The sequence below is a fragment of the Streptomyces sp. NRRL F-525 genome (assembly GCF_000716605.1).
Taxonomy (GTDB): Bacteria; Actinomycetota; Actinomycetes; order Streptomycetales; family Streptomycetaceae; genus Streptomyces.
Genome location: NZ_JNXE01000026.1, coordinates 1 through 17,111 on the forward strand (window position 1 = coordinate 1; position 17,111 = coordinate 17,111).

The 17,111-nt window shown below is 69.4% G+C and carries 18 protein-coding genes; 8 read left to right on the top strand and 10 right to left on the bottom strand.

The features are described from left to right. Both OO69_RS30930 and coxB read right to left on the bottom strand, forming a co-directional pair. Positions 1–606: cbb3-type cytochrome c oxidase subunit I (locus OO69_RS30930; RefSeq protein WP_033284150.1), on the bottom strand; the 606-nt coding region annotated here is incomplete at its 3' end. Next, positions 603–1,562 (bottom strand): cytochrome c oxidase subunit II, encoded by a 960-nt coding sequence (coxB, locus tag OO69_RS30935; RefSeq protein ID WP_033284151.1) that lies wholly within the window; start codon positions 1,560–1,562, stop codon positions 603–605. The genes coxB and OO69_RS30930, both read right to left, overlap by 4 nt. Positions 1,563–1,848: 286 nt before the next feature. Here coxB and OO69_RS30940 point away from each other — a divergent pair, with 286 nt between their 5' ends. Continuing rightward, positions 1,849–3,225 carry a cysteine desulfurase/sulfurtransferase TusA family protein gene (locus OO69_RS30940; RefSeq protein WP_078652637.1) on the top strand — a complete coding sequence of 459 codons (1,377 nt, stop codon included), beginning with the start codon at positions 1,849–1,851 and terminating at the stop codon, positions 3,223–3,225. A gap of 91 nt (positions 3,226–3,316) precedes the next feature. Here the strand turns inward: OO69_RS30940 and OO69_RS30945 are convergent, their stop codons facing one another. After that, on the bottom strand, positions 3,317–4,291 hold the full coding sequence (locus OO69_RS30945) for a carbohydrate kinase family protein (protein WP_033284152.1): 975 nt from the start codon (positions 4,289–4,291) through the stop codon (positions 3,317–3,319). A gap of 131 nt (positions 4,292–4,422) precedes the next feature. Here OO69_RS30945 and OO69_RS30950 point away from each other — a divergent pair, with 131 nt between their 5' ends. Further along, positions 4,423–4,668: a hypothetical protein gene (locus OO69_RS30950; RefSeq protein ID WP_033284153.1), complete on the top strand. Its 246-nt coding sequence runs from the start codon at positions 4,423–4,425 to the stop codon at positions 4,666–4,668. A gap of 168 nt (positions 4,669–4,836) precedes the next feature. Next, positions 4,837–6,798 carry a hypothetical protein gene (locus OO69_RS30955; RefSeq protein ID WP_033284154.1) on the top strand — a complete coding sequence of 654 codons (1,962 nt, stop codon included), beginning with the start codon at positions 4,837–4,839 and terminating at the stop codon, positions 6,796–6,798. A gap of 116 nt (positions 6,799–6,914) precedes the next feature. Here OO69_RS30955 and OO69_RS30960 read toward each other — a convergent pair whose 3' ends face one another. Then, positions 6,915–7,271 carry an iron-sulfur cluster assembly accessory protein gene (locus OO69_RS30960; protein WP_019065032.1) on the bottom strand — a complete coding sequence of 119 codons (357 nt, stop codon included), beginning with the start codon at positions 7,269–7,271 and terminating at the stop codon, positions 6,915–6,917. 294 nt (positions 7,272–7,565) lie between these two features. On the opposite strand from OO69_RS30960, the gene nadA reads away from it, so the two are divergent. Next, positions 7,566–8,750, top strand: a complete 1,185-nt coding sequence (nadA, locus tag OO69_RS30965) for a quinolinate synthase NadA (RefSeq protein WP_033284155.1) — start codon at positions 7,566–7,568, stop codon at positions 8,748–8,750. Between the two features lie 9 nt (positions 8,751–8,759). Here the strand turns inward: nadA and OO69_RS30970 are convergent, their stop codons facing one another. The 4 genes from OO69_RS30970 to OO69_RS30985 all read right to left on the bottom strand — a co-directional run bounded on the left by OO69_RS30970 (position 8,760) and on the right by OO69_RS30985 (position 11,957). Beyond that, entirely contained in the window at positions 8,760–9,443 is a 684-nt protein-coding gene (locus OO69_RS30970; RefSeq protein ID WP_033284156.1) for a response regulator, read from the bottom strand. Next, positions 9,440–10,660 (bottom strand): sensor histidine kinase, encoded by a 1,221-nt coding sequence (locus OO69_RS30975; RefSeq protein ID WP_033284157.1) that lies wholly within the window; start codon positions 10,658–10,660, stop codon positions 9,440–9,442. The genes OO69_RS30970 and OO69_RS30975 overlap by 4 nt, the downstream gene beginning before the upstream one ends. Before the next feature lie 198 nt (positions 10,661–10,858). Continuing rightward, positions 10,859–11,137 (bottom strand): PspA-associated protein PspAA, encoded by a 279-nt coding sequence (gene pspAA / locus OO69_RS30980; RefSeq protein ID WP_033284158.1) that lies wholly within the window; start codon positions 11,135–11,137, stop codon positions 10,859–10,861. 22 nt (positions 11,138–11,159) lie between these two features. Then, entirely contained in the window at positions 11,160–11,957 is a 798-nt protein-coding gene (locus OO69_RS30985; RefSeq protein ID WP_033284159.1) for a PspA/IM30 family protein, read from the bottom strand. A gap of 325 nt (positions 11,958–12,282) precedes the next feature. Between OO69_RS30985 and OO69_RS30990 the strand changes: the two genes are divergently transcribed. From OO69_RS30990 to OO69_RS31000, 3 genes are all read left to right on the top strand, one after another. After that, the gene (locus OO69_RS30990; RefSeq protein WP_324604571.1) at positions 12,283–12,837 is read left to right on the top strand and encodes a DUF3043 domain-containing protein; all 555 of its coding nucleotides are present in this window, start codon (positions 12,283–12,285) and stop codon (positions 12,835–12,837) included. A gap of 83 nt (positions 12,838–12,920) precedes the next feature. Then, positions 12,921–13,622, top strand: a complete 702-nt coding sequence (locus OO69_RS30995; protein WP_033284161.1) for a class I SAM-dependent methyltransferase — start codon at positions 12,921–12,923, stop codon at positions 13,620–13,622. Between the two features lie 87 nt (positions 13,623–13,709). Next, entirely contained in the window at positions 13,710–14,780 is a 1,071-nt protein-coding gene (locus OO69_RS31000) for a S1C family serine protease (RefSeq protein ID WP_033284162.1), read from the top strand. A gap of 79 nt (positions 14,781–14,859) precedes the next feature. On the opposite strand, the gene OO69_RS31005 is transcribed toward OO69_RS31000, so the two are convergent. After that, positions 14,860–15,072 (bottom strand): hypothetical protein, encoded by a 213-nt coding sequence (locus OO69_RS31005; RefSeq protein ID WP_033284163.1) that lies wholly within the window; start codon positions 15,070–15,072, stop codon positions 14,860–14,862. Between the two features lie 182 nt (positions 15,073–15,254). Between OO69_RS31005 and OO69_RS31010 the strand changes: the two genes are divergently transcribed. Then, the gene (locus tag OO69_RS31010) at positions 15,255–16,457 is read left to right on the top strand and encodes a bifunctional adenosylcobinamide kinase/adenosylcobinamide-phosphate guanylyltransferase (protein ID WP_033284164.1); all 1,203 of its coding nucleotides are present in this window, start codon (positions 15,255–15,257) and stop codon (positions 16,455–16,457) included. Here OO69_RS31010 and OO69_RS31015 read toward each other — a convergent pair. Further along, the gene (locus OO69_RS31015) at positions 16,454–16,987 is read right to left on the bottom strand and encodes a methyltransferase domain-containing protein (protein ID WP_033284165.1); all 534 of its coding nucleotides are present in this window, start codon (positions 16,985–16,987) and stop codon (positions 16,454–16,456) included. The genes OO69_RS31010 and OO69_RS31015 overlap by 4 nt on opposite strands. Positions 16,988–17,111: the final 124 nt, after the last annotated feature.

Sequence of the window (17,111 nt, forward strand, 5' to 3'; positions counted from 1 at the left end):
TGCGCGCATGCAGATGATCGTGGTGATGAAGTTGACCGCACCGAGGATCGTGCCGAAGCCGGAGAAGGCCAGACCCATGATCCACATGTCGGCGCCGATGCCCGGCGAACGGACCGCGTCCGACAGCGGGCTGTACGCGAACCAGCCGAAGTCGGCCGCGCCCTGCGGGGTGAGGAAGCCACCGACCGCGATGGTCGAGCCGAACAGGTAGAGCCAGTAGGCGAACATGTTCAGCCGCGGGAACGCCACGTCGGGCGCGCCGATCTGCAACGGCATGATCCAGTTCGTGAAACCGGCGAACAGGGGCGTCGCGAACATCAGCAGCATGATCGTGCCGTGCATCGTGAACGCCTGGTTGAACTGCTCGTTCGACAGGATCTGCAGACCCGGCCGGGCCAGCTCGGCGCGCATCAGCAGCGCCATGACGCCGCCGATCAGGAAGAACGCGAACGACGTGACCAGATACAGCGTGCCGATCGTCTTGTGGTCGGTGGTGGTGAGCCACTTGATCACGACGTTACCGGGTTGCTTGCGCCTTACCGGCAGCTCGTCCGCGTAGTGGGACTCCGCCGCCGCGGCACCCTGAGGTTCGTTGAGGATGCTCACAGGTTGTTCGTCTCCCGGTTCTTCTCGTGGCTCGTCTGCGCGATGCCAGCGGGGATGTAACCGGTCTGCCCCTTCTTGGCGAGGTCCTTGAGGTGCTGCTGGTAACGCTCCGGCGAGACGACCTTCACGTTGAACAGCATCCGGGAGTGGTCGACACCGCAGAGCTCGGCGCACTTGCCGAGGTAGGTGCCCTCCTTGTTGGGAGTCACCTGGAAGGAGTTGGTGTGGCCCGGGACGACGTCCATCTTCATCAGGAACGGCACCACCCAGAAGTCGTGGATGACGTCACGTGAGGTGAGGACGAAGCGGACCGTCTCGCCCTTGGGGAGCCAGAGGGTCGGACCCGGGTTGCCCGTCTGCGGGTTCTTCGTGGCGGGCGTACCGACGTCGTAGACTCCGCCGGCGTTCGCCGGGAACTCCTTCTTGAACCGGTCCGGAATCGCGGCCAGGTTCTTGTCGGTCGTCGCGTCGCCGCTGACACCGTCGACGTTCTCGATGTAGTTGAAGCCCCAGCTCCACTGGAAGCCGACGACGTTGACCGTCACGTCGGGCTTCTTGTCGAGGCTCAGGAGCTTCGTCTCGTCGCGGGCGGTGAAGTAGAACAACACCGAGACGATGATGAGCGGAACAACCGTGTACAGCGCCTCAATAGGCATGTTGTACCGGGTCTGCGGGGGGATCTCGACCTTGGTGCGGCTGCGCCGGTGGAACACGACGCTCCACATGATCAGGCCCCACACCAGGATGCCGACGGCGAGCGCGGCGGCCCAGGACCCCTGCCAGAGGGAGAGGATCCGCGGACCCTCTTCCGTGGTCGGGGTGGGGAAACCAAGGCGAGGAAAGTCCTTGGATGTGCAACCGGTCGCGGTCGCCAGGACCAGGCCCGCAGTCATTGCCTGCAGCAGCTTCCGCCGCATCGGGCGCCGCGGCGAGCGGTCGGAGCCGTTGGGACTCACGTAGCGCCTTCCCGAGAGTCTCGCCCGCGCGGATTGGCTGCGGCCTGCCTTCACGCGGGTCGGTCGCCGCCCTGCGTCGGGCAGGGGTTTGGATGTTTATGCGGACCAAACCCTAGCCGACGCCCTCCGGGGGTTCGCGGGGAGGGTGGCATACGCGCCGCCCGTTACTCCTTGCGCCTAATAGCTCGGGGGTTCAGGTGATTTGGGCGGGTGCGGCGTGCGTTGTGGCTTGTCGCGCAGTTCCCCGCGCCCCTTCGTAGCTTCCCCCTCGTTCTAACGTTGGCGTGTGTCCTACTTTGATGCTGCCTCTTCCGCTCCTCTCCATCCTGTCGCGCGGCAGGCGCTGTTGGCGTCTCTGGACGAGGGGTGGGCGGATCCTGCTCGGTTGTACCGGGAGGGGCGCAAGGCGCGGCTGCTGCTGGATGCCGCGCGGGAGGCGGCTGCCGAAGCCGTCGGGTGCCGACCCGATGAATTGGTGTTCACCTCCTCCGGAACCCGGGCCGTACACACCGGTATCTCGGGGGCGTTGGCGGGGCGGCGGCGCGTCGGGCGTCACCTGATCGTGTCAGCGGTTGAACACTCTTCCGTGCTCCATTCGGCCGAGGCGCTGGTCGCGGAGGGCGGTTCGTCCACCGAGGTGCCGGTGGACCGTACGGGCGCGGTGAGCGTGGCGGCCTACGCCGATTCCCTCCGCTCGGACACCGCGCTGGCCTGTCTCCAGTCGGCCAACCACGAGGTGGGGACCCTCCAGCCGGTCGCCGAGGTGGCGGAGGCGTGCCGGGCGGTCGGGGTGCCGTTGCTGGTCGACGCGGCGCAGTCGCTGGGCTGGGGCCCGGTCGAGGGCGCGTGGTCGCTGCTCACGGCGAGCGCGCACAAGTGGGGCGGCCCGGCCGGCGTCGGCCTGCTGGCTGTCCGCAAGGGCGCGCGCTTCGCACCCCAACACCCCGTCGACGAACGGGAGTCGGGCCGAGCCCCCGGCTTCGAGAACATCCCCGCCGTGGTGGCCGCGGCCGCCTCGCTCCGCGCCGTCCGCACGGAGGCGGCCCAGGAGGCGCTACGGCTGCGGGAACTGACGGAGCGGATCCGGACCCGGGTGCCGAAGCTGGTACCGGGCGTGGATGTGGTCGGCGATCCGGTGCGGCGGCTGCCCGGGATCGTCACCTTCTCCTGTCTCTATGTCGATGGAGAGACCCTCCTCCACGAACTCGACCGCGCCGGTTTCTCCGTCTCCTCCGGTTCGTCCTGCACGAGCAGCACGCTGACGCCCAGCCATGTGCTGAAGGCGATGGGGGTGCTGAGTGAGGGAAATGTGCGGGTCTCGTTGCCACGGGGGGCGACGGAGGAGGACGTCGAACGCTTCCTCACCGTGCTGCCGGGGGCGGTGGCGGAGGTGCGGGAGAAGCTGGGAGCGCAGGCGCCGGTCACCGTCGTAGAAGAGGACTCGCTGGTCGTGAACGCCCTGGGCAAGCGCTGCCCGATCCCGGTGATCGAACTGGCGAAGGTCATCGGCGACGTCCCGATCGGCGGCACGGTCAGAGTCCTGTCCGACGACGAGGCAGCACGGTTGGACATCCCGGCGTGGTGCGAGATGCGGGCCCAGGAGTACATCGGCGAGGAAAAAGCGGACCAGGGCACGGCGTACTTGATCCGCAGAGCAACCTGAACGCCCCTTCTTTTAGGGGCGCGGGGCTGTGTCGATATGCGGCTACCGCCGCGTGCGCGCGACCAGCCCCCACGCACCCGCAGACGAAAAATCAGCCCAGATGCCCCCGCACCTCAGCGGCAGCGTCATGCCCATACGCCTTGGTGAACCGGTCCATGAAGTGCACCCGCCGCAGCTGGTACTCCTGCGTACCCACCGTCTCGATGACGAGAGTCGCCAGCATGCAACCGACCTGCGCCGCCCGCTCCAACGAAACCCCCCACGCCAGCCCCGAGAGGAACCCCGCCCGGAACGCGTCACCGACACCCGTGGGGTCGGCCTTCCGCTCCTCCTCCGCGCAGCCGACCTCGATCGGGTCCATACCGACGCGCTCGATACGGACACCCCGCGAGCCGAGCGTGGTCACCCGGTGCCCGACCTTCGCCAGGATCTCCTCGTCGCTCCAGCCGGTCTTGGACTCGATGAGCCCCTTCTCGTACTCGTTGGAGAAGAGGTACGCCGACCCGTCCAGCAGGATGCGGATGTCGTCGCCGTCCATGCGCGCGATCTGCTGGGAGAAGTCCGCGGCGAACGGGATGGAACGGGTACGGCACTCCTCCGTGTGGCGGAGCATCGCCTCGGGGTCGTCCGCGCCGATGAGGACCAGGTCGAGGCCGCCCACACGGTCGGCGACGGTCTTCAGCTCGATCTGCCGGGCCTCGCTCATCGCGCCGGTGTAGAAGGAGCCGATCTGGTTGTGGTCGGCGTCGGTGGTGCACACGAAGCGGGCGGTGTGCAGCGTCTCGGAGATACGCACCGAGCCGGTGTCGACGCCGTGCCGGTCGAGCCAGTCCCGGTACTCGGCGAAGTCGGAGCCGGCGGCCCCGACCAGGATCGGCGCGGTGCCGAGCTGGCCCATGCCGAACGCGATGTTGGCGCCGACACCGCCCCGGCGTACGTCGAGGTTGTCGACCAGGAAGGAGAGCGACACCGTGTGCAGCTGGTCCGCGACCAGCTGGTCGGCGAAGCGGCCGGGGAAGGTCATGAGGTGGTCGGTGGCGATGGAGCCGGTGACTGCGATGCGCACGGCGAGGACTCTCCTGAGGGAGGCTGCGTTGACACTTCACGCTACCCGGTCGGCACGGCGGCTCTGAAGCGGCCAAAACTACCCGATAGTAGATCTTTCTTCGCGAGCTCGAGCGTGCCTACGGTGCCGCTATGACGAACCTCAAGGTCGACGGCCCCGTTCCGGTTCACGTTCCGGTTCACGTTCCGGTCCATCTCGAAGGCGAGGGCGAGGCCGATCTCGCGTCGCTGCGCGGCGACTGCGCGCGGATGGCTCCGCACTGGACGGTTCCCGACCGGATCGCCTCCCTCCCGGTGTCCCCGTCGCTCATCCACGGGGTGACGGTGCCGTCGGCGTCGGCCCGCCTGCTGGACGGCATGGCGGAGTACGGCGACTGAGCGGAGTCGTTCGGCAGGATCGGCGCGCTCGGGGGAACCGCGCGCTCCCCCGCTGCGTCCCATCGCTGTCCCCCGTAAAGGGGATGCGGGATACGACCCTTCTGCCTGCCCCTTTGACAGGGCCGGGTCAGGGTCAAGGGACAGTTGCGCAGCCGAAGGAGCGATGCGGTGAACACCGAGCGACCCGACAACGACGACACGTCCGGCACGTCCGGCGACGTGCGGGGCGTGGGGGACGCCGCGAAGGGCTCCGCCAAGGGGCCCCAGGTCGATGGCAGCGGGGCCGGCGGGGAAGTGACCGGTGGTGAGACCGGCCGTATGGAAAAGCCCGGTTCTACGGCGCCCGGCGCGGAGGCCGGTCGCAGCGAGCCGGACGAGACGGGGTCCACGGCATCCGGCGTAGAGGCCGCCCCCTCGGAAGCGGCGGAAGAAGTCGAGCCGACGAGGTCAGACACGGAGGCCGAGCGGCCGGAGGATGCTGAACTCGCGGCATCCGAAGCCGAGGCGGACCGACCGGAAGGAGCCCGCCTCGCGGCGTCCAAAGCCGCGGCGGACGACCGACCGGAAGGCGCCGACCCCACACCCCCCGAGCCCGCCCACCCGGAGCAGCCCGTCTCCACCACCGACACCGCCACCGAACTCTCCCTGCACGACCACTCCCCCGAAACCGACGACGACCGGCGCCCCGCCCGATCCAGGTCCCCCCTCGTCATCGCCTCCGTCGCCGCCGCCGTGCTGCTCGTCGGAGGGGGCGGGGCGTATCTCGCGTCGTCCTCGTCCACTTCCGGCGGTTCGGGGGAAGGGACGGGATCCGCGGCGTCCGGTGCCGACGGGACTCCGCCGCCGCTCGCGCTCGACGGGTATTCCTCCGGGGGTACGAGCGGGATCGCGTCCGGGGAGCCGAATCCGTACGGGGAGACGTACCGGGCCGTGGGGAGTCTGCCCGGCGGGCCGGACTCCGCCGCCGTGTACGCGCCGGAGGGTGAGGTGAGCAAGGACGCGGTGAGCCGGCTCGCGAAGGCGCTCGGGGTCGTGGGGACGCCGGTCGCCGAGGGGCAGGTCTGGAAGGTGGGCGGGCAGGACGGTACCGGGCCCAGTCTGCAGGTGAACAAGGCCGCGCCGGGCATGTGGACGTTCAGCCGCTACGCACCCGGCACCGACGACTGCACCGGCGGCACCCTCAAGTGCACGCACGATCCCGGCACTTCGGCCACCGAACCGGTGAGCGCGGCCGTGGCCGAGAAGGCCGCCGCCCCGATCCTCAAGGCCGTCGGCCAGGACGACGCGAAGGTCGACGCGAGCCAACTCATGGGCGCGCAGCGGGTGGTGAACGCCCAGCCGGTGATCGGCGGGCTGCCGACGTACGGGTGGACCACCGGGCTGACCGTCAGTGCCCAGGGTGAAGTGGTCGGCGGGAGTGGGGACTTGGCGGCGCCGATGAAGGGTGACGTCTATCCCGTGCTGAGCGCGCGGAAGACGCTGGACCTGATGAACGCGGCGCCGAAGACCGACCACCGCATGGGCATCGGCGGCTGTGCCAGCCCCGTACCGCTGAAGGACCGGCTGGAGGCGCCCTGCGGACAGGCCACCGATGCCGCCTCCGCTTCCGCCACGCCCACGCAGGCCCCAACTACCGTCCAGCACGCGGTGTTCGGGCTCGCCGTGCACTCCGTGGACGGGCGGCAGACGCTGGTGCCGTCCTGGCTGTTCGAGGCGCGGCAGCCGGGCGGGCAGGACAGCTTCACGCTGACGTATCCGGCGATCGACCCGAAGTATCTGGCCTCGGCCAACACGCCTACCCCTACGGCGAGTTCGACGTCCACCGCGAAGCCGCACGACGTCAAGGCCGACGGTTACACGGCCGACGGGAAGAGCCTCACCGTGGCCTTCACCGGTGGGGTGTGCGCGGACTACAAGGTGTCGGCCGTGGAGAGTTCGGACAAGGTGACGGTCACGGTGACCGACACGCCCTGGCCCAACAAGATCTGCGTCATGATCGCCAAGATCTACCACCAGACCGTGCAGCTGAAGGCGCCGCTCGGTGACAGGGCCGTCGTGGGGACGGACGGCACGAAGATCCCCGTGGAGAAGAGGGTCGAGGTCGGGGCAGGCCCCTCGCTGGCCCGGTAGTCACTGGCCCGGTAGCCACGACCGCGCGGGCGGTGGAAAAGCCCGAAGGCGGCGGCCCTGTCGGAGGGGGCCGCCGCCTTCGCTCTGCTCAATCGCCCAACGGGGCACGAGTGGGTTCAGCTGAACGAGTCGCCACAGGCGCAGGAGCCCGTCGCGTTCGGGTTGTCGATCGTGAAGCCCTGCTTCTCGATGGTGTCGACGAAGTCGATGGAGGCGCCGCCCAGGTACGGGGCGCTCATGCGGTCGGTGACGACCTTGACACCGCCGAAGTCCTTGACGACGTCGCCGTCCAGGGAGCGCTCGTCGAAGAAGAGCTGGTAACGCAGGCCGGAGCAGCCGCCGGGCTGGACGGCGACACGCAGGGCCAGATCCTCACGGCCTTCCTGGTCGAGCAGGGCCTTGACCTTCGCCGCGGCGGCGTCGGACAGAAGGATGCCGTCGGTGACGGTGCTGGTCTCGTCCGATACGGACATCTACATCTCTCCCGGGTTGTACGGAGACTGCTTGCCGACATTTCAACCGGCGTGGCCGCGGATTCATTCCGGGCCGGGTGGCGTTCTTTTCGCCTGTATCTCTTCTGCTCTCGCTTCCATGCTCGCACACACCCGCAAGGTCCCTCACTGAGTGCGTCCGGGATTGATGTCACATCGACGTTATGGGCATCGTCAAACTGACGTGAAGAAGTTATGATAGATAACGTCAATTCGACGAAAAGGGCTGTCCTCCAACAGGCCGGCCCAGCCCGCAGAACAGAAAGGGTGCGTGTCGTGACCACCGCCCAGACCCAGGAGCTCGACGTTCAGCCGACGCCCCTCGCCCTGCTCCTGCTCGGCCGTGAGGCCGACCCGAGCAGCGAGCGCGGCGTCGAGTGCCCCGGCGACCTGCCCTCGCCCTCCGACCCCGACCTGGTCGAGCGGGCCCGCGCGGCCAAGGAGAAGCTCGGCGACAAGGTCTTCGTGCTCGGCCACCACTACCAGCGCGACGAGGTCATCCAGTTCGCCGACGTCACGGGCGACTCCTTCAAGCTGGCCCGGGACGCGGCCGCGCGCCCGGAGGCCGAGTACATCGTGTTCTGCGGTGTGCACTTCATGGCGGAGTCCGCGGACATCCTGACCGGCGACGACCAGAAGGTCGTCCTCCCCGACCTCGCGGCCGGCTGCTCGATGGCCGACATGGCCACCGCCGAGCAGGTCGCCGAGTGCTGGGACGTGCTGACCGAGGCCGGGATAGCCGAGCAGGTCGTGCCCGTCTCGTACATGAACTCGTCCGCCGACATCAAGGCGTTCACCGGCAAGCACGGCGGCACGATCTGCACCTCCTCGAACGCCGAGCGGGCCCTGAACTGGGCCTTCGAGCAGGGCGAGAAGGTCCTGTTCCTCCCGGACCAGCACCTGGGCCGCAACACGGCCGTCCGCGACCTGGGCATGAGCCTGGAGGACTGCGTCCTCTACAACCCCCACAAGCCCAACGGAGGCCTCACCGTTGAGCAGTTGAGGGCCGCGAAGATGATCCTGTGGCGCGGCCACTGCTCGGTGCACGGCCGCTTCTCGCTGGAGTCGGTGGAGGACGTGCGGGCCCGGATCCCGGGTGTCAACGTCCTCGTCCACCCGGAGTGCAAGAACGAGGTCGTGGCCGCGGCCGACTACGTCGGCTCAACCGAGTACATCATCAAGGCACTTGAGGCGGCCCCGGCCGGTTCCAAGTGGGCCATCGGTACCGAGCTGAATCTCGTACGACGGCTCGCGAACCGTTTCGCGCCCGAGGGCAAGGAGATCGTCTTCCTCGACAAGACGGTCTGCTTCTGCTCGACCATGAACCGCATCGACCTCCCCCACCTGGTCTGGACCCTGGAGTCCCTCGCCGAGGGCAACCTGGTCAACCGCATCGAGGTGGACAAGGAGACGGAGGCGTTCGCCAAGCTGGCGCTGGAGCGGATGCTGGCGCTGCCGTAGGCATGCCGGTTATTCCACCCGCGGCCGGACCAGGCCCGACTCGTAGGCGATGACGACGAGTTGGGCCCGGTCGCGGGCGCCGAGTTTGGACATGGCGCGGTTGACGTGGGTCTTCACCGTCAGGGGGCTGACCTCCAGGCGTTCGGCGATCTCGTCGTTCGAGAGGCCGCCGGCCACCTGGACGAGGACCTCGCGTTCGCGGACCGTCAAGGCTTCGAGGCGTTCGGCTCGGGCCGGGTCGCGGTCGTCGTCCAGGTCGCCCTGGGCGAGGAAGCGGGCGATCAGGCCCTTGGTCGCCACGGGGGACAGCAGGGCCTCTCCGGCCGCCGCGACCCTGATCGCGCTGAGGAGTTCCTCCGGCTCGGAGCCCTTCCCCAGGAAGCCGGACGCGCCCGCGCGCAGGGACTGGACCACGTAGTCGTCGACCTCGAAGGTCGTCAGTATGACCACGCGGACGTGGGCCAGGGACGGGTCCGCGCTGATCATGCGGGTGGCGGCGAGGCCGTCCGTGCCGGGCATCCGGATGTCCATCAGCACGACGTCGGCCCGCTCCTCCTTCGCCAGCCGTACGGCCTGTGCGCCGTCCGAGGCCTCTCCTACGACCTCCATGTCGGGCTCCGAGTCGACGAGTACGCGGAAGGCGCTGCGCAGCAGGGCCTGGTCGTCGGCGAGCAGGACACGGATCGTCGTCATACGGGGTCCCCCGAGGCGCGTGGGCGGGTCTTGACCGGCAGGATCGCATGCACGCGGAAGCCGCCTCCGTAGCGGGGACCGGTGGTGAGGGTGCCGCGCAGGGCGGTGACGCGCTCGCGCATGCCAAGCAGGCCGTGGCCGCCGCCGGAGTCGGGGTCGTGGTCCTCCCCGGAGCCGTTGTCGAGGACGGTGACCTCCACGTTCGGGCCCACCCGTACGACACTCACCTCGGCCTTCGCCTCCGTGCCGGCATGTTTCTGCACGTTGGTGAGGGCTTCCTGGATGACGCGGTAGGCGGCGAGGTCCACGGCTGCGGGGAGCGTGGTTCCGTTGTCCGCGCGGGCGACCTCCACCTGGAGGCCGGCGTTGCGGAAGGTGCCGGCGAGTTCTTCGAGGCGGTCGAGGCCCGGGGCCGGTTCGGTCGGCGCCTCGGGGTCGCCGGACTGGCGCAACAGGCCGACGGTGGCGCGGAGTTCGTTGAGCGCGGAGCGGCTGGCCTCGCGGACGTGCGCGAGCGCTTCCTTGGCCTGGTCCGGGCGCTTGTCCATGACGTGCGCGGCGACCCCGGCCTGGACGTTGACCAGGGCGATGTGGTGCGCGACCACGTCGTGCAGGTCGCGGGCGATGCGGAGCCGTTCCTCGGCGACCCGGCGGCGGGCCTCCTCCTCGCGGGTGCGTTCGGCCCGTTCGGCGCGCTCGCGTATGGCGTGCACGAATTCCTTACGGCTGCGTACGGCGTCGCCGGCGGCGGCCGCCATGCCGGTCCAGGCGAAGATGCCGAGGTTCTCCTGGGCGTACCACGGGAGGGGGCCGCCGAGCATCGCGGCGCCGGTCAGCACGGTCATCGTGAGCAGGGCGACGCGCCAGGTCGTCGAGCGGTCGGTGGTGACGGCGACGGTGAACAGGGCGACCACCGCGGACATGGCGACCGGGGCGCGCGGGTCGCTGGTGACGCTCTCGATGAGGGAGGCGGTCGCGGTGACGGCGAGCACCAGCATGGGGGCGCGGCGGCGTTTGACCAGCGCGGCGGCGCCGACCGCCATCAGGATCAGGCTGAGGGGGGCGGGGGTGCGGAGGCCCCAGCTCACGCCGCTGTCCCCGTGGGGGTCCACGAAGGAACCGGCGACCATGCAGACGAGCACCGCGGCGGCGAGGGCCGCGTCCAGGGCGGAGGGGTGCGCCTTCGCTTGGCAGCGGGCGCGGTCCAGGGTGCTCATTCTGGCAACGGTACGGGGTCCCTGCCGGGGGCGGAACGGGGGTCAGCTGTACGTTCGCTGTGCCTGTGCGGGGTGTTGGGGTGGGCGTACCCCGGGGCTGCGCCCCCAGACCCCCGCTTCGGCCTGAACGGGCCTCGTCCTCAAACGCCGGACGGGCTGATGGTACCGACCGGCGCTGAAAGGGAGCCCGCCCCGGAACTACCCCGGGATCAAGCCGTCGTCGCTCAGCAGGTCCCGGACCTCCTCCAGCGTTGCGTCCTCCGCCGGGAGGATCAGCTCGGACGGTTCCAAGGAGTCGTCCGGCAGGGGATCGCCCAGTTCTCGGACCTTCGCCAGGAGGGCCTGGAGGGTTTGGCGGAAGGCTGGGACGTCGCCGTTCTGGACCTCCGTCAGGAGGATGGTGTCCAACTTGTTCAGCTCGGTGAGGTGGCTGTCGGCCAGCCTCACCTGCCCCTCCCCCATGATCCGTACGATCATGTCGCCCTCCTCAGGCGTGGGCCTACTGCTTGTCGAAACGCGGGGTGTCCTGCGGCTGTGACGGCGACTGGGACTGGTCCTTGCCGCCTTCGATCGCCTGCTGGGAGGCGGACGAACCGCCGGCCAGCTCCGCCTTCATGCGCTGGAGTTCCAGCTCTACATCCGTACCACCGGACAGGCGTTCCAGCTCGGCCTGGATGTCGTCCTTGGCCATGCCGGTCGGGTCGTCCAGGGCGCCGGAGGCCAGCAGTTCGTCGATCGCGCCGGCGCGGGCCTGGAGCTGCTGGGTCTTGTCCTCGGCCCGCTGGATCGCCAGGCCGACGTCGCCCATCTCCTCGGAGATGCCGCTGAAGGCCTCGCCGATCCGGGTCTGTGCCTGGGCCGCCGTGTACGTGGCCTTGATGGTCTCCTTCTTCGTACGGAAGGCGTCCACCTTGGCCTGGAGGCGCTGGGCCGCGAGGGTGAGCTTCTCCTCCTCACCCTGGAGCGTGGTGTGCTGCGTCTCCAGGTCCGTCACCTGCTGCTGGAGCGCGGCCCGGCGCGAGAGCGCCTCGCGGGCCAGGTCCTCGCGGCCGAGGGCGAGCGCCTTGCGGCCCTGGTCCTCCAGCTTCGAGGACTGCGACTGCAGCTGGTTGAGCTGGAGCTCCAGACGCTTGCGGGAGGTGGCGACGTCGGCCACTCCCCTGCGTACCTTCTGAAGCAGCTCCAGCTGCTTCTGGTACGAGTAATCGAGGGTTTCGCGCGGGTCCTCGGCCCGGTCAAGGGCCTTGTTCGCCTTCGCGCGGAAGATCATCCCCATACGCTTCATGACACCGCTCATGGGCTTCGCGCGCCCCCTTCTGACGGACTCCAGCTCCAGCGACTGCAACAGAACCCACAGTACGGGCCCTGCATCTATTACCGCACTGTTCGGGGACGGATGCGCTCATCCCCAAGGACGACTGAGCCCGGTTCCGATCCGGCGTAAGGAGTAGGTGCTCCCCTGGCAGGACCCGTCCCTGACGTCCTTCTCTGTCCCCCTACAGACGAGCGGTGTTGCCGGATCGTTCCCCACAGGGCTGGGGTCCAACCCCATTCACCCCTTACCCTTGGGTTTTGTGTTCCGTAGCCGCGCCAAGGAAGAGAAGGCAGCGTCCACCGACAAGGTGTCGCTGACCGACTCCACGATGCCCCGAGACCCTCAGGCCCCGAAGGGTCGGCCCACGCCCAAGCGCAGTGAGTCCCAGACTCAGCGCCGCAGTGTCGCCAACACCTCGATGACGCGCAAGGACGCCTCCAAGCGCCAGCGCGACGAGCGGCGCACGGCGATGGAGAGGCAGCGCCAGGCGCTCTCCGGCCGGGGCAACGAGCGGGATCTGCCCCTCCGTGACCGGGGCCCGATCCGCAAGTTCGGGCGTGACTACATCGACTCGCGCATCAACATCGCCGAGTTCTTCCTGCCGCTGGCCGTGGTGATCCTCGTGCTCAGCGTGGTGCAGATCCCCGCGCTGCAGAACATCGCGCTGCTGTTGTGGCTCGTGGTGATCATCCTGATCGTGGTCGACTCCTTCTGGAGCGTGTTCCGCCTGCGCAAGCTGCTCGCCGAGCGCTTCCCGGGCCAGAACACCAAGGGCACGGTCTGGTACGCCCTCATGCGCTCCCTCCAGATGCGTCGACTCCGGCTGCCGAAGCCGCAGGTCAAGCGCGGAGAGCGGCCCTGAGCACGGACTCCTTCTCCGGGGGCGCGGCCGATGCCTGGCTGAGCAGGCTGGGCGGGCTGCGGGATGTCGTACGACAGGAGCTGGTGGCCCGGCAGCTCGACGAGCAGATAGCCGGCCGGTATCCGGTCGGGCAGCGGCTGCGGGTGCTCGACGTCGGAATGGGCCAGGGCACGCAGGCACTGCGGCTGGCCCGGGCCGGGCACCAGGTGACCGGGGTCGAACAGGAACCGAAGATGGTCGCCGCGGCCCGTGAGGCGCTGTCCGGCGAGCCCGAGGGCATCCGGGAGCGGGTGCGGATCATCGAGGGTGACGGCCGGGACACGGGCGTGCACTTCCTGCCGGGCAGTTTCGACGTCGTTCTGTGTCATGGCGTACTCATGTACGTGTCCGAGCCCGATCCGCTGCTCGCCGGTCTCGCCCGGATGCTGGCGCCTGGCGGGCTCCTGTCGCTGCTCGTGCGGAACGCCGACGCGCTGGCCATGCGGCCCGGGCTGTCCTGGGACTGGGCGGGCGCGCTGGGCGCGTTCGATTCGACCGCGTACCGCAACCGGCTGGGTCTCGATGTGGGGGCCGACCGGCTCGGCACCCTGACGGCCACGCTCGCCGGGATCGGGGCGCCGCTGCAGGCCTGGTACGGCGTGCGGGTCTTCACCGACACCGCTCCGGAGGGCGTGGAGATCCCGGCGGACGTCGAGTCGCTGCTGGCCACCGAGGAGCGGGCCGGGCGGACGGATCCGTATCGGGCGGTGGCCGCGCTGCTGCATCTGTGCGGTGTGCGGGGCTGAGCGCGCGGCCCCGGCCAAGGACGCGTCAGGGGCCCGTTCGGGTCAGCAGTACGAGCCGGGCATTCACCCCAAAGAGACACTCGCGGTATGGACTCCTCCCGTACCCGTGCTCTCCGCCCCATAGCCCTCCTCGCCTGTTCGCTCGTGCTGATCGCCGGTTGTTCCGGTGCCGGGTCCTCGTCGAAGAAGGACACGTCGACCGCGCAGGCAGCCCAGGCCGCCGTACCGATGGCGAGCGGCGACCTGCAGAGCGACTACCTGAAGGTGATCAAGGAGGTCCTGCCGTCGGTCGTGCAGATCCAGGCCAGCAGTGATCTGGGGTCGGGGGTCGTGTACGACGACCAGGGGCACATCGTCACCAACGCGCACGTCGTCGGGAACGAGAAGACCTTCAAGGTGACCACCGCGAACAGCGAGGACGTGCTCACCGCCAGGCTCGTCTACTCGTATCCCGAGCAGGACCTGGCCGTCGTCAAGCTGGACAAGATGCCGGACGGGCTGAAGGCGGCGACCTTCGCGGACTCCTCCAAGGTCGAGGTGGGGCAGATCGTCCTCGCCATGGGTTCGCCGCTGGGACTGTCGTCCAGCGTGACGCAGGGCATCGTGTCGGCGACCGGACGGACCGTCAGCGAGGGCAGTACCGGGGGCGGTACGGGCGCGACCATCGCCAACATGGTGCAGACCTCGGCGGCGATCAATCCCGGCAACAGCGGGGGCGCGCTGGTGAACCTGAACGGGCAGGTCATCGGCATCCCGACCCTCGCCGCGACCGATCCCGACCTCGGGGGCAGTGCGGCGCCGGGGATCGGGTTCGCGATCCCGTCCTCGATGGTGAAGACCGTCGCCGACCAGATCGTCAAGGACGGGAAGGTCACCGACTCGGGGCGGGCGGCCCTCGGCATCACCGGGCGTACGGTCGTCGACGACAGTTATCAGGCCGCCGGGGTCGCGGTGGTCGAGGTGAAGAGCGGTGGGGCGGCCGACAAGGCCGGTATCCAGGCGGGCGACATCATCACGAAGCTCGGTGACACGGGTATCACCACGATCACCTCGTTGTCGGAGGCGCTGGCGGCCGACAGGCCCGGGCAGAAGACGTCGGTGACGTACTCGCGGAACGGGGCGTCGAAGAAGGTCGATGTGACGTTGGGCGAGCAGTAGCCCGGCTCGGTTCAGTTCAGGAATGGAGTGGGGGCGGCCGGAGAAGTCCGGCCGCCCCCACCCGCTTGGTCTACGACGGTTACGCGTCCTCGGCGTGCAGGCTCATCGGGCCGTAGATCTGTGTGCCGTCCTCGAAGAGGAACACCTGGTCGGCGCCGCCCGCGACGAGTTCTTTCCAGATCTCGCCGAGCCAGGACTCCGCGTCGCCCTGTGTGGTGAACTCCTCCGGCGTGACCGCGGGTTCGACCTCGGTCCCGTCGGACTTTTCGAACCGCCAGATCCATGCCGCCATGTACGCCTCCCGAGGCTTAGCGTATGCAGACCTGCAGCGTATGCGCTCCGCTGGGTTAGTTGTGATCATGTTGCGGAAGTTTGTCGTCTGCGGGCCCGGTGGGGGCTGGTCGCGCAGTTCCCCGCGCCCCTTAAGGGGGTCCAGGATGGGCATGTTCATCAGTGAGCGGTGAAAATCGGGGCGTGGAACTTACTCTGCTCGGTACCGGTGCCCCTGCTGGACTCCCGCGTCCTGACTGTCCTTGTGCTGCCTGTGCCGTTTCGCTCGGGGTTGATGCTCGGGCTGCTACCGCCGTGCTTGTGGACGGGACGTTGTTGCTTGATCTGACGCCCGGGGCCGCCTTTGCCGCTGCTCGGGCCGGGCATTCGCTTGGTGGGGTGCGGCAGGTCTTGTTGTCTCATCCGCATGATGGGCCTGCTGTGGAGGTGCCTGCCGGATTGCCGCAGCCGGGGCGGGTGCCGGATGGGCGGGAGTTGGCGTTGTTGACGGGGCATCGGGTGCGGGCGGTGGCGATGGACGCGCCCGGTACCGGGTACGCCGTCACCGGGCCCGACGGGCAGCGGGTGCTGTATCTGCCGCCGGGGGGTGCGCCGGCCGGGCTCGAGGAGGGGGCCGTGCCGTCGTACGACATGGTGCTCGCCGATGTCGTGGGGCGGCCGGACGCGCTGGCGAAGTTGCGGGCCGTGGGGGCGATGGGGCCCGCCACCGACGTCATCGCCGTCCATCTGGATCACGATGTGGCGCCGGGGGCCGAGTTGGCGCGGCGGCTGGCCGCCGTGGGGGCGCGGGCCGTGCCGGACGGGACGACGTTGACCGTGGGGGTGTACGAGGACGTACCCGATGTGCCACGGCGGACGCTGGTGCTGGGCGGGGCGCGGTCCGGGAAGTCCGTCGAGGCCGAGCGGCGGTTGGAGGCGTTTCCTGACGTGCTGTACGTCGCCACCGGCGGGTCTCGTAACGGGGACACCGAGTGGTCTGCGCGTGTTTCCGCGCATCGGGAGCGGCGGCCTGGGTCGTGGCGTACGGCCGAGACGTGCGACCTGGTGCCGTTGCTTGCGGAGGACGGGCCGCCGTTGCTCGTCGACTGTCTGTCGCTGTGGCTGACGGACGCCATGGACTCCGTGGGGGCGTGGGACGACACGGAGTGGGGGGACGGCGGGGAGAAGCGACTCCGGGAGCGGGTGCGGGAGTTGACGGCTGCTGTGCGGGCCACCCGGCGGACCCTTGTTGCCGTGTCCAATGAAGTGGGCTCGGGGATCGTGCCGGCGACCGCGTCCGGGCGCCGGTACCGGGATGAGCTGGGGCGGTTGAACGCCGCGATCGCCGGTGAGTGCGAGCACGTGTTGCTGGTGGTGGCGGGGCAGGCGCTCGCCCTGCGCGGCTAGGGCTGGTGTCTTCTGCGGGCGATCAGGCGTTGCGGGGGCGGGAGCCGGTCCTGGAAGCCCCGGTGTTCGGTGACCAACTCGCAGTCGTGGGGCTCCAGTTGGGTGCGCAGGGCGTCCGGGGGGCCTTCCAGGAGGAGGAGGCCGGCGGGGCGCAGGACCGTGAGGGCCGCGCGGAGTTCGGCGTCGGGGTCTGGGGCCGGTGAGCGGTCGCGCAGGAGGCTGACCACGTCGTAGCGCGACTGGAGGGCCGTCGTGATGTGCGGGTCCGTGAGGTGGCCGGCGTAGGCCTCCTCGATGCGTTCGGCGGCGCGGGCGCGGACGACTCGGGGGGTGGGGTCGACGCCGTCGAAGGACGTGTACGGGAAGAGGGCCTTCGCCGTTTCCGGGAAGTGGGCGTCGCCGGTGCCGACGTCGAGCCAGCTCTCCGGTTCGGGGAGGAGCCGGAGGATCGCGCGGGCCAGTGCGCGGTGGCGGCGGTACGCGTCGAGGGTGCTGACGCGCGTGCTGACGCGGGTGCGCAGGCTGTTCATGGGCGGCTCCCGGAGACGTACGGCAAAACGGTGCAAACCGATACGTACGGGATCTAGATCTTGAGGGCAAGGACGTCCGGGGCGCGTGGTGGCCATGTGGCGCTGTCGCGTTCGATCGCTGCCG